This is a genomic window from Cupriavidus taiwanensis (assembly GCF_900249755.1).
Taxonomy (GTDB): domain Bacteria; phylum Pseudomonadota; class Gammaproteobacteria; order Burkholderiales; family Burkholderiaceae; genus Cupriavidus; species Cupriavidus taiwanensis_D.
The window spans coordinates 2,514,481-2,526,550 of the sequence record NZ_LT976853.1; the positions used below are offsets into that span (position 1 = coordinate 2,514,481).

The following is a 12,070-nucleotide window of genomic DNA, read 5'->3' on the forward strand; positions in this document are numbered from 1 at the left end:
GGACAGGGGCCTGGCTGGGGTGGCTGTGCGCAAAGGCGCGATGCGGCGATTATAGGGGCGAGCGCCGCGCGGGAATCGCATCGCGCGCGGCGAGCAGACTTGAATTTTGCTACGCGGCCGGCTGAACCGAATACACCTGGCGCAGGTAGGCCAGGTAGCCGGGATCGTCGCACATGGTCTTCTCCGGCGTGTCCGACAGCTTGGCCACCGGCTGCCCGTTACAGCGCACCATCTTGAGCACGATCTGCAGCGGCGTGTAGCCCAGGTCGTTGGTCAGGTTGGTGCCGACGCCGAACGCCAGCCGGCAGCGGCCATGGAAGCGCTGATACAGCTCGATCACGCGCGGGATGTCCAGGCTGTCGCTGAAGATCAGCGTCTTGGTGCGCGGGTCGACGCGGTTGGCGGCGTAGTGGGCGACCATGCGCTCGCCCCACAGCATCGGATCGCCGGAATCATGGCGCACGCCGTCGAAGAGCTTGCAGAAATACAGGTCGAAGTCGCGCAGGAAGGCGTCGAAGCCGTAGGTGTCCGACAGCGCGATGCCCAGGTCGCCGCGGTACTCGCGCGCCCAGCGCTCCAGCGCGAACACCTGCGAATCGCGCAGCCGCGGCCCCAGCGCCTGGCACGCCTGCAGGTATTCATGCGCCATCGTGCCCAGCGGCACCATATTGTGCAGGCGCGCGAAATGGACGTTGCTGGTGCCGGCCAGCTGCGGGCCCAGCAGGCGCCGCATGGTCAGCAGCACCTCTTCCTGCCAGTCGCGCGAGAAGCGCCGGCGCGTGCCGTAGTCGGCGATCACGCAATCGCCCAGCTCGGGTGTCTTCAGCAGCGCCAGCTTGCTTTCGAGCCGGCGCCGGCCTTCGGCCAGGTCGGGCCGCGGCTGAGTGCGGCGGAAGTAGACCTCATTGACGATGGCCAGCACCGGCACTTCGAACAGGATGGTGTGCAGCCACGGGCCGGTGATCGAAATCTCGATCTCGCCGTTGTCCTGTGCGGACGGGCGCACCGAGACATATTTCTCGTTCAGGTGGAACAGCCCGAGAAAATCGACAAAATCGCTCTTGATGAAGCGCAGGCCGCGCAGGTAGGCCAGCTCGTCGTCGGTGAAGCGCAGCTGGCACAGGTGCGCCACCTCGGCGCGGATCTCGTCGATATACGGCGTGAGATCGATGCCCGCGTTGCGGCACTTGAAGCGGTATTCGACTTGCGCTTGGGGGAACTGATGCAGCACCACCTGCATCATCGTGAACTTGTACAGGTCGGTGTCGAGCAGAGACTGGATGATCATAGCGAGCCAGACGGCGATGCCGGGTCAGAACGCCATGCTACCTGAAGTCCGCCCGCTGCCGGCGGTGCAGGTGCTGCCACGCAGCATGCCACCCCGCCCGCAAACCCGCACGCCAGCCATCCGCCGGCCACCATGCGTTAAATCAAAAGTACATAAAGAAATAAGAAAACTATCTGATCCGGCTATATAGAGCCGCTATCCTTGCCAGAAGGCTCGGCTACAATATCGGTTTCCGAAAGGCCTCGGCCGGCGCTCGCCCAGCCCATGCTGCCCTGCGGCACGCGGGCACCCATCATGTGATGGATGCGGCGCGTCACGCCGGCAAGAAGCGGCCCCACAGTTTCCCATTAAAAGCCGACCCGTTTTCCTGGAACCGAAATGACTCACGTTGTCACCGAATCCTGCATCCGTTGCCGCTACACAGACTGCGTTGACGTGTGTCCGGTCGATTGTTTCCGCGAAGGCCCCAACTTCCTGGCGATCGACCCGGATGAGTGCATCGACTGCGCCGTGTGCGTGGCCGAGTGCCCGGTGAACGCCATCTACGCCGAGGAAGACGTGCCGGGCGACCAGCAGCAGTTCATCGAACTGAACGCCGAGCTGGCCCGCAACTGGCCCTCCATCACCAAGACCAAGGCCCCGCTGGCCGAAGCCGAGGAATGGAAGGACGCCACCGACAAGCTGCAGTACCTGCAGCGCTGACCGAACCAGAAGGCCGTCCCCGCGCGCTTTCCGCAATACCGGGCACCCGTGGCCCACGCAAACGTATCAGGACGAATATGGACTTGAGCATTCCAAATCCCGTCGCCGACACGACCAGGCAGGTCGACGGCGCCAGCCCCGCCGGCGGCCAGCCGCTGGAAATCGATGCGCTGATCGTCGGTGCGGGTCCGGTGGGCCTGTTCCAGGTGTTCGAACTGGGCCTGCTCGAAATCAAGGCCCATGTCATCGATTCCCTGAAGGTCGTTGGCGGCCAGTGCGTGGAGCTGTATCCGGACAAGCCCATCTACGACATCCCGGCCGTGCCCAGCTGCACCGGCCAGGAACTGACCGACAACCTGCTCAAGCAGATCGAGCCGTTCGAGCCCACCTTCCACCTGGGCCAGGAAGTCTCCGTGGTCGAGCGCCGCGAAGACGGCCGCTTTTTCGTCGAGACCTCGCTCGGCACGCGCTTCATCACCAAGACCATTTTCATCGCCGCCGGCGTGGGCTCGTTCCAGCCGCGCACGCTGAAGGTCGATGGCATCGACAAGTTCGACGGCAAGCAGCTGTTCTACCGCGTCAAGGATCCGAGCCGCTTCCACGGCCGCAACCTGGTCATCGTCGGCGGCGGCGACTCGGCGCTGGACTGGACCCTGGACCTGGTCGGCAAGGCCGAGTCGGTGGTGATGATCCACCGCCGCGACGGCTTCCGCGCCGCGCCCGCGTCGGTGGCCAAGATGAAGGAACTGTGCGAGCAGATGGAAATGCAGTTCGTGGTCGGCCAGATCGGCGGCTATGAAGAGAAGGACGGCGTGCTCACCGAGATCAAGGTGACCGGCGCCGACGGCGTGACGCGCCGCCTGCCGCTGGATGACCTGCTGGTGTTCTTCGGGCTGTCGCCCAAGCTGGGCCCGATCGCCGAATGGGGCCTGGACCTGGAGCGCAAGCAGATCAAGGTGGACACGGAGAAATTCCAGACCAATATCCCCGGCATCTTCGCGGTCGGCGATATCAACACCTACCCGGGCAAGAAGAAGCTGATCCTGTCGGGCTTCCACGAAGCCGCGCTGGCCGCGTTCGGTGCGGCACCGTATATCTTCCCCGAGAAGAAGATCCACATGCAGTACACCACCACCTCGCCGAAGCTGCACAAGGTGCTGGGCGTGGAATCGCCGGTGTTCGACTGAACTGCCGCGGGTCAGCGCAGAAAAAAACCGCCGCGAGGCGGTTTTTTTCTGGCGCAAAGCCGGAACCGTCGCTATAATGCGGCCTCGCTGTTCAGCGCCACCGCGCGCCCGGCAGCAAGCCAGCCTTCCCTGCCCCCGACGACAAGCACTGCATCTCGAAAGGGTGTTGACGAAGAAACGAGAAACTGGCTATAATTTCTTTCTCAGCTGTTCCCCGATAGCTCAGTCGGTAGAGCGACGGACTGTTAATCCGCAGGTCCCTGGTTCGAGCCCAGGTCGGGGAGCCAACCGATACGGAAGCCCGGTGCAAACGCACCGGGCTTTTTCGTTTTCCGGTTCGATTTTTTGGGCTCGTTTTCCCGTCTTCGTTGCGAACGCCGCTGTGCAGGCCGGGACGGGCGCCGCGGCAAATCCCCGCGTCACGCCCTCCTCTTTCGCGCTCCTGCCTTATCCCTGCAGCGACGGGACCGCGGCCTCCAGCGCCGCGACAATGCCCTGCGCATTGACTTCGACCCGGTGCAGCGGCCCGGCCACCGACAGGCCATAGGTGATGCCGCCGATCGTCACCGGCACCGCGATGGCGCCAAGGTCCGGAAACGATTCGCCGAAATTCGGATACCAGCCCTGCTTCTGCCAGCCCTGCAGCGCCGTTTCCAGCGCCTGCGCCGAGCCGATGGTGCGCGGCGTGCGCGCGGCAAACGACACCCCTGACAACAGCTCGGCGCGCGCGCCTGCCGTCAGCGTGCCCAGGATGGCGCGGCCGATCGAATTGACATGCGCGTCGCGCAGCTCGCCCGGCGCGGCGATATAGCGCACCGGGTTGGGGGACTCGCGCACTTCCAGATACAGCACGCGACCATCGTCCTGCAGCTTGCCGAACACCACGGTCTCGCCGGTGGTGTCGCGCAGCGACTCCAGCACCGGCTGCACGCGCTCCAGCAGCGGATCGTTGCGTGCGATGCGTTGCGCGATGTCGAGCAGCCGGCGCGTCGGATAGTAGCCCTGGCGGCGGCCGGTCTCGTAGAGATAGCCGAGCGAGGCCAGCGTGCGGATCAGCCCCAGGCAGCTCGACATCGGTGCGCCCAGCAGCCTGGCCAGTTCGGTCAGCGTCAGCGAGCGCCCTTCGCGCGCATAGATTTCCATGATCTCGATCACGCGCAGCGCCGTCTTGACGCTGCCGTAACCGGATTTCTCCGCCGCTTCGTTTGCTGCCATCGTTGGCTTCCTCGACTTCAGTATCCGTTGGCCGGGATTGTACGCGGCAGCGCCACGCGGCAGCGGGTCAGTCCTCGGTGCCGTGGGCTGGCGGCAAGGCCTGCGGCCAGCTGCGGATATTGCCGGGCGTGCGCGAGAAGCGCGTGGGAATGCCGACGCCGCGCAGCCGCCCTTCGCTCGGATGGTCGTACTCGAACATCATGCCGGTGGCGCGCAGGTGCGGGTCGTCGGCCAGGCTGTCGAAGTGCGGCACCTCGCTGTGCGGGATATCGGCATCGCGCAGCAGCGCCAGCCATTGGGCGGTGGTGCGCTGCGCGACGATCTCTGCCAGCGTGGCATAGAGCGCGTCGATATTGGCGCTGCGCGCGGCCGGCGTGGCGTAGCGCGGATCGCTGGCCAGTGCGGCATGGCCGGAGACATCGAAGAAGCGCTGCCATTGCGCGCTGGTGTACGGCAGCAGCGCGACATGCCCGTCGCGGGTGCGGTACGGCTTGCGATGCATCGACATCACGCGCGGATAACCCGCCGGCCCCAGCGGCGGCACGAAGGTCTGCCCGGCCAGCTGTTCCGCGGCCAGGAACGACACCAGCGTCTCGAACATCGGCACCTCGATGGCCTGGCCGCGGCCGGAGCGCTCGCGCTCGTACAGCGCCATCGGAATCGCATAAGCCACGGTCAGCCCGGCGACCTTGTCCGCGAGGATGGTGTTGACGTATTGCGGCCCTTCGTTGCCGTTGGCGCCCTGGAACTGCGCCATGCCGCTGCGCGCCTGGATGATGTCGTCGAACGCCGGCGCGCCGGCGTACGGCCCCGCCTCCGAATAGCCATACGCGCCGCAGTAGATCAGCCGCGGATGGTCGGCGCACAGCGAGGCATAGTCCAGCCCGAGCTTGCGCAGCGACTGCGGCCGCACGTTCGAGACAAAGACATCGGCGCCGGCGATCAGCGCCTTCAGCGCGGCGAGGTCGTCGGGCTGCTTCACGTCCAGCACCACAAACTGCTTGTTGCGGTTCAGGTTCAGGAAGCTGGCGCCCATGGCGGCATGCCGCGCCGGCTCGGCGTGGCGGAACACGTCGCCGGCCGGCGGCTCGACCTTGATCACGTCCGCACCCATGTCGCCAAGGATCTGGGTGGCGTACGGCCCCATCGCCACCGAGGTCATGTCGATCACGCGGATCCCGGCCAGCGGCCCGGTGGCCGCGCTCGCCTGCGCTTGCTCGTCTTGCATCGCCGCTCCCGCTCAGTACGACTTGGGCAAGCCCAGCACGCGCTCGGCGATAAAGCACAGGATCAGCTGCGGGCTGACCGGCGCGATGCGCGGGATATACGATTCGCGCAGCAGCCGCTCGACGCGGTACTCGCGCGAGTAGCCCATGCCGCCCAGCGTCAGGATCGCGGTCTGGCAGGCATTGTGGCCGGCCTCGGCGGCGAGGTACTTGGCGGCATTGGCCTCGGCCCCGCACGACTGGCCCGCGTCGTAGCGCGCCGCGGCCTTGAGCATCATCAGGTTGGCCGACTCCAGCTGCATCCAGGCCTGCGCCAGCGGATGCTGCACGCCCTGGTTCATGCCGATGGGGCGGCCGAATACCACGCGCTCCTTGGCGTACTGCGTGGCGATGGCCAGCGCCGCGCGGCCCAGCCCGATGGCCTCGGCTGCGATCAGGATGCGCTCCGGGTTGAGCCCGTGCAGGATGTACTCGAAGCCCTTGCCTTCTTCGCCGATGCGGTCTTCGTCGGGGATGAACAGGTCGTCGATAAACAGCATGTTGGTATCGACGGCGGCGCGGCCCATCTTGTCGATCTCGCGGATCTCGATCTTGCTGCGGTCGACCTTGGTATAGAACAGCGACAGCCCCTCGGTCGACTTCTTCACCGCTTCCAGCGGCGTGGTGCGCGCCAGCAGCAGCATGCGGTCGGCCACCTGCGCGGTCGAGATCCAGATCTTGCGCCCGCTCACCGAATAGCCGCCCGGCACCTTGCGCGCAAAGGTCTTGAGCTTGGTGGTGTCCAGCCCGGCGTCGGGCTCGGTCACGCCGAAGCAGGCCTTCTGCTGGCCGGCGATCAGCGGCGGCAGGAAGCGGCCCTTCTGCGCGTCGGTGCCGAACACCACCACCGGGTTCAGGCCGAACACGTTCATGTGCACCGCCGACGCGCCGGTCATGCCCGCGCCCGACTGCGAGATGGTCTGCATCACCAGCGCCGCCTCCAGGATGCCCAGGCCCGCGCCGCCGAACGCCTCGGGCATCGCCACGCCGAGCCAGCCGCCTTCGCACAGCGTCTTGTAGAACTCGTGCGGATAGGTGCCGGACTTGTCGAGGCGGTCCCAGTATTCCATGTCGAACTGCGCGCAGACCTGCTGCACGGCCTCGACGATCGAGGCCTGTTCTTCGGAGAGATCGAAATTCATTGCGTTACCTGCTTGCTGTCGTTGTCTGGTTCGATTGCCGGCTGGCGGCTTATTCCGGCTGGATGCCCGCGTCCTTCACCAGCCGCGCCCACTTCTGCAATTCGGCCACGACGAACTGGTTGAGCTCTGCCGGCGTGCTGCCGAACGGCTCGAAGCCCAGTGCGTGGAACTGCGCCGCATGCTGCTTGCTGGTGGCAATCGCGACCAGTTCGCGGTTCAGGCGCGCCACCACCGGTGCCGGCACCCCGGCCGGCGCAAACACGCCGTTCCACGAGGTCACATCGAAGCCCTTCAGCTCCGGCACGCTTGCCAGCGGCGGCAGGTCCGGCAGCAGCGCGCTGCGCTGCGCGGTGGTCACCGCCAGCGCGCGCAGCTTGCCGGCGCGCACGTTGGCGATGCCCGCGGCAAAGTCGACGAACATGGCCTGCACCTGGCCGCCCATCACGTCGGTCATCGCCGGCGGCGTGCTCTTGTACGGCACGTGCAGCATCTGCAGCCCCGCCATCTTCGACAGCGTGGCACCCGAGACGATGCCGGTGCTGTTGCCGCTGGCATAGGTCAGGCCCGGATGCGCCTTGGCGTAGTCGACGAATTCGCGCAGCGTCTTGACCGGCAGCGCCGGGTTGACCACCAGCATGAACGGCAGATTGCCCATGCGCGAGACCGGAGTGAAATCCTTGACCGGGTCATAGCGCAGCTGCTTCATCAGCGACGGGTTGGCCGAATGCGTGGTGTTGGTGGTCATGAACAGCGTGTAGCCGTCGGCGGGCGCCTTGGCGACGAACTCGGCGGCGATGGTGCCGTTGGCGCCGGGCTTGTTGTCGACCACCACCGGCTGCTGCAGCGACTCGCCCAGGTACTTCGCGGTCAGGCGCGCCACCGCATCGGTGCCGCTGCCGGCGGCAAACGGCACCACCAGGCGCAGCGGCTTTGACGGGAATTCATCGGCGGCCAGCGCCGGGGTGGCGGCCAGCGCGGCGCCGCATCCCAGCACCAGGCCGGCAAAAGCGTTCTTGAAGGACTTCACGGTGGTTGTCTCCTGTCGTTATGTGCCCTGCCGTGACCCGCCGCGCCTCAGGCGGGCCGTATCACGCGCTCGGGGGATTCCTCGTAAGGCGGGGAATAGATCACCAGGATCTTCGCGGGCTCGTCGCTGACCACCGTGAAGACGTGCATCTGGTCCGGGGGAAAGAAGCAGCAATCGCCCGGGCCCAGCTCGCGGCGCTGGCCGCCGACTTCGGCGATGGCGCGTCCTTCCAGCACATAGCAGACCTGTTCGATGCCGGGATGCGCGTGTGGCAGCGCGCCCTTGCCTTTCTCGATGGTGCCGTGGATCACTTCCAGGTGGCGCGAGCCGACCGTCCCGGGCGCGATCAGCCGGCGGTTGAGCGTGCCGACATGGTTGGCGGGGTGGTAGCCCTCGACCTCCTCGGTCGAAACGAAATACACGGGTTGGTCCGGCATGCGGGTCTCCTGCCTGAATTCATGTTTATGAATATAAGTTTATACATATGAATTTCAGCGTCAAACGATTTCGACGCGTTTGCGGGTTTACCGGGAGCGGATAGAAACGGAGGGCAAGCGCCGTCCTCACGCGCCGCGTGATCGATCGGTAACGGGTGACGGTGAATATCGCGCCGGCGCTCAGCCGGCGAAGCGGTAGCCCACGCCCACCTCGGTCAGCAGCCAGGCCGGCTGGGCCGGGTCGGCCTCCAGCTTGTGGCGCAGGTGGCCCATATAGACCCGCAGGTAGTGGCTGCTGTCGGCGTGCGACGGCCCCCACACCTCGCGCAGCAATTCGCGGTGCGTCATGACCTTGCCGCGGTGCGCCAGCAGTACGGCCAGCAGGCGGTATTCGATCGGGGTCAGGTGCACCGCCTCGCCCGCGCGCGTGACCTGCCGGCTGGCGAGATCGACGGCGACTTCGCCGAACGCCACCTGCGCCCGCGCCTGCGCGCCGGCGCGCGCATGCCGGCGCAACAGCACGCGCAGCCGCGCCACCAGCTCGCCCACGCCGAAGGGCTTGGTCAGGTAGTCGTCGGCGCCGGCGTCGAGCGCGCGGATCTTCTCGGTCTCGTCGGTGCGCGCCGACAGCACCAGCACCGGCACCTCGGTCCAGGTGCGCAGCTCGCCGATCATCGACACGCCGTCGCCGTCGGGCAGGCCCAGGTCCAGGATCACCAGGTCGGGCTGGCGCGTGCCGGCCTCGATCAGGCCGCGCTGCAGCGTATCGGCCCCGTGCACGGTGCAGCCCTCGTCCTGCAGCGCCGCGCGCACGAAGCGGCGGATATGGGGTTCGTCTTCCACCAGCAGCACCGTGGGCGAAAACTCGAATGGCATGACGCGTCGCTTCCTTGCAAGTGTGGCGGGTTCAGGCCGGCAGGCCGGCCGCTTCCGGCTCCAGCACGGGCGGGGCGCCGCGCGGCAGCGAGACCACGAAGCGCGCGCCGGACCGCCCTGACTGCGCCGGATGCGCCGGCTCGACCCGGATGCTGCCGCCGTGCGCCTGCACGATCGCGTCGCACACGGCCAGGCCCAGGCCGACGCCGCTGGTGGCGGATTCGCGCTCGCCGCGGGTAAATTTCTCGAACACCTGGCGCGCCATCGCGGCCGGCACGCCGGGGCCGTCGTCCTCGACGATCAGCTGCACGGCGTCTTCCGTGATCTCGCCGCGCAGCCGGATCTCGGTGCCCGGCGCGGTGTACTTGGCCGCGTTCTCGAGCAGGTTGCACAGCACGCGCTCGATCAGCACGCCGTCGCATTCCACCAGCGGCAGCGCCGAGAGGCCGGCCACCACCACGCGGTGCCGCGCCAGCGCGTCGCGCAGCGACGCCAGCGCCGCGCCGGCCAGTTCCTCGAACGACTGCCATGACTTGCGCAGCGCCACGTTACGGCTCTGCAGCCGGGCCATGTCGAGCAGGTTGGCCACCATCGCGTGCATGCGCCGCGCCTGGTCGCGCATGGCGCCGACGGTTTCGGCAACGTCCGGCGCCAGCGGCGAGGCGCCGCGCTGCAGCGTCTCGGCCATGCCGATCAGGCTGGTCAGCGGCGTGCGCAGGTCATGCGACACCGCCGCCAGCAGCGAGCTGCGCAGGCGTTCCGATTCCATCGTCAGCAGCGCCTGCTGCGCGACCTCGACGTAATGCAGCCGCTCCAGCGCGATCGCGATCAGCGTGGCGAAGACATCGGCCTGGCGCCGCAGCGCGGGCTGCGCAAAGGCGCGCCACGCGCGCGGCTCGACCGCGAGCACGCCGCGCACCTGCATCGGCGCTTTCAATGGCAGGTACAGCACGGTGCCGGCCGGCAAGGTGTCGGTGCCGGTGCCGGCCGGCTGGCCGTGGTCGAACACCCATTGCGCCAGCACGTGGTCGATCGCGTCGCTCTGCGCGGCGACGCCGGCTTGCGCATTGCCTTCTGCATCGGTTGCCGCAGGCAACAACCGCCCCTGCGGGCCGGCCAGGAAGAACGCCGCGCGCGCGTCGAACGCCGCGCGCAGGAAGCGGCTGCCGATGGCGACGATCTGCGCGTCGGTCAGCGCCGCCGACAGTTCGCGCGCCAGCTCGTACAGCGTGCGCGCATCGGTCTCGCGCTGCACCGACACGCGCGCCTGCTCGCGCAGCCCGGCGGTAAGCTGCCCGATCACCAGCCCCACCGCCAGCATCACCAGGAAGGTCACCAGGTACTGCACGTCGCTGACCGCGAACGACAGCCGCGGCGGCACGAAGAAGAAGTCGAACGCGCCCACCGCGACCAGTGCGGCGAAAGCGCCGGCGATGCGGCCGTGGCGCAGCGCCACCCCGGCCACCGCCAGCAGGAACAGCATGGCGATATTGACCAGGTCGAACCATGGCCGCGCCAGCGCCGACAGCGCGGTGGCGCCGGCACACCAGGCCACCGCCCACAGCAGCCCGGGCCACTGCGGCGGGCGGGCCGGGTCCCCTTGCGGCTCGATGCCACGCACGCCGCGGGCGGCATCGGGCGCGTCATGCCGGACCCCGTCGGCGGCAACGCGGATCACGTCGACCTCCGGACACGCGGCCGCCAGCGCATCGGCAAAGCTGCTGCGCCCGAACAGCCACGCGCGCGCGCCCAGCCAGGGCGCCAGCGCCCGCCCCAGCCAGCCGTGCAGCCGGCCCGCCAGCGAACCGCCGCTGCCGCCCCAGTACGCCGGCGTGCGGCCGATCAATACCTTGGTCAGGTTGTGCCGCCGCACATAGCCGGCCACCGCCGCGACCATGTCGCTGCCGGCCAGGGTCTCGGTGCGCGCGCCCAGCGACTCGGCCAGCCGCATCGCCTCGTCGAGCTGCGCGCTCGCCGTGCCGGGCACGGGCGCCAGCCGCGGCACCGACACCGTCACCACATGGCAGTCGCAATCCAGCTGCGCCGCCAGCCGGCGCGCGCTGCGCACCACCTGCGCGGCATCGCTGCCGTGGCCGATGCAGGCCAGCACCGCTTCGCGCGTGCGCCACACCGGCTCGATCGAGGCTTGCTGGCGGTAGGCGCGCACATCGTCGTCGACGCGGTCGGCGGTGCGGCGCAGCGCCAGCTCGCGCAGCGCGATCAGGTTGCCCTTGCGGAAGAAGTGCTGCATCGCGTGGCGGGCCTGCTCGGGCACGTACACGCGGCCTTCGCGCAGCCGGCGCAGCAGTTCGTCGGCGGGCAGGTCGACCAGCACCACTTCGTCGGCCTCGTCGAAGACCGCGTCGGGCACGGTCTCGCGCACGCGGATGCCGGTGATGCCGGCCACCGCCTCGTTCAGGCTGTCCAGGTGCTGGACGTTGACGGTGGTCCAGACGTCGATGCCGGCCGAGCGCAGCTCGGCAATGTCCTGCCAGCGCTTGGGATGGCGGCTGCCGGGCGCGTTGCTGTGGGCCAGCTCGTCGACCAGCACCAGCGCCGGCCGGCGCGCCAGCGCCGCGTCGAGGTCGAATTCCTGCAGCGCACGGCCACGGTGGTCGAGCATGCGCCGCGGCAGTTGCTCGAGCCCTTCGGCCAGCGCCTCGGTCTCGGCGCGGCCATGGGTTTCGACCACGCCGACCACCACGTCGCCGCCCTGCTCGCGCAGCGCGCGCGCCGCCGCCAGCATGGCAAAGGTCTTGCCCACCCCGGCCGAGGCGCCGAAGTAGATGCGCAGGCGTCCGCGCGCGGCGCGTTCGCCGTCTTCCTGCATGCGTTGCAGCAGGTGATCGGGATCGGGGCGGAGGTCGTCGGCTGGGTGCGGCGCAGGCATGGTTGGCGCGCTCACCTTGCGGCGGCGTGAGCGCAGCCAGA

General features: G+C 68.2%; 10 protein-coding genes and 1 tRNA gene. 3 read left to right on the plus strand and 8 right to left on the minus strand.

Annotated elements, in window-relative coordinates; translation table 11 throughout:
• Positions 1-109: 109 nt before the first annotated feature.
• A complete protein-coding gene (gene pncB, locus CBM2594_RS11505; RefSeq protein ID WP_116356931.1) occupies positions 110-1,288 on the minus strand; it encodes a nicotinate phosphoribosyltransferase in 1,179 nt (392 codons plus the stop codon).
• A 378-nt stretch (positions 1,289-1,666) separates the two neighbouring features.
• Here pncB and fdxA point away from each other — a divergent pair, with 378 nt between their 5' ends.
• From fdxA to CBM2594_RS11520, 3 genes are all read left to right on the plus strand, one after another.
• On the plus strand, positions 1,667-1,990 hold the full coding sequence (fdxA, locus tag CBM2594_RS11510; protein WP_061957871.1) for a ferredoxin FdxA: 324 nt from the start codon (positions 1,667-1,669) through the stop codon (positions 1,988-1,990).
• 77 nt (positions 1,991-2,067) lie between these two features.
• Positions 2,068-3,177: an NAD(P)/FAD-dependent oxidoreductase gene (locus CBM2594_RS11515; RefSeq protein ID WP_232346600.1), complete on the plus strand. Its 1,110-nt coding sequence runs from the start codon at positions 2,068-2,070 to the stop codon at positions 3,175-3,177.
• 211 nt (positions 3,178-3,388) lie between these two features.
• Positions 3,389-3,464 (plus strand) — tRNA-Asn (locus CBM2594_RS11520).
• Between the two features lie 160 nt (positions 3,465-3,624).
• On the opposite strand, the gene CBM2594_RS11525 is transcribed toward CBM2594_RS11520, so the two are convergent.
• The 7 genes from CBM2594_RS11525 to CBM2594_RS11555 all read right to left on the minus strand — a co-directional run bounded on the left by CBM2594_RS11525 (position 3,625) and on the right by CBM2594_RS11555 (position 12,029).
• Positions 3,625-4,392 carry an IclR family transcriptional regulator gene (locus CBM2594_RS11525; RefSeq protein WP_116356932.1) on the minus strand — a complete coding sequence of 256 codons (768 nt, stop codon included), beginning with the start codon at positions 4,390-4,392 and terminating at the stop codon, positions 3,625-3,627.
• A 67-nt stretch (positions 4,393-4,459) separates the two neighbouring features.
• A complete protein-coding gene (locus tag CBM2594_RS11530) occupies positions 4,460-5,620 on the minus strand; it encodes a CaiB/BaiF CoA transferase family protein (RefSeq protein WP_116356933.1) in 1,161 nt (386 codons plus the stop codon).
• Positions 5,621-5,632: 12 nt separating this feature from the next.
• Complete coding sequence (locus tag CBM2594_RS11535) at positions 5,633-6,799, minus strand: acyl-CoA dehydrogenase family protein (RefSeq protein WP_116356934.1); 1,167 nt, start codon at positions 6,797-6,799, stop codon at positions 5,633-5,635.
• 49 nt (positions 6,800-6,848) lie between these two features.
• Entirely contained in the window at positions 6,849-7,826 is a 978-nt protein-coding gene (locus tag CBM2594_RS11540) for a Bug family tripartite tricarboxylate transporter substrate binding protein (RefSeq protein WP_116356935.1), read from the minus strand.
• Between the two features lie 47 nt (positions 7,827-7,873).
• Positions 7,874-8,263: a cupin domain-containing protein gene (locus tag CBM2594_RS11545; RefSeq protein ID WP_116356936.1), complete on the minus strand. Its 390-nt coding sequence runs from the start codon at positions 8,261-8,263 to the stop codon at positions 7,874-7,876.
• Positions 8,264-8,443: 180 nt separating this feature from the next.
• The gene (kdpE, locus tag CBM2594_RS11550; RefSeq protein ID WP_116356937.1) at positions 8,444-9,139 is read right to left on the minus strand and encodes a two-component system response regulator KdpE; all 696 of its coding nucleotides are present in this window, start codon (positions 9,137-9,139) and stop codon (positions 8,444-8,446) included.
• A gap of 31 nt (positions 9,140-9,170) precedes the next feature.
• The gene (locus tag CBM2594_RS11555) at positions 9,171-12,029 is read right to left on the minus strand and encodes a DUF4118 domain-containing protein (protein WP_116356938.1); all 2,859 of its coding nucleotides are present in this window, start codon (positions 12,027-12,029) and stop codon (positions 9,171-9,173) included.
• Positions 12,030-12,070 lie beyond the last annotated feature (41 nt).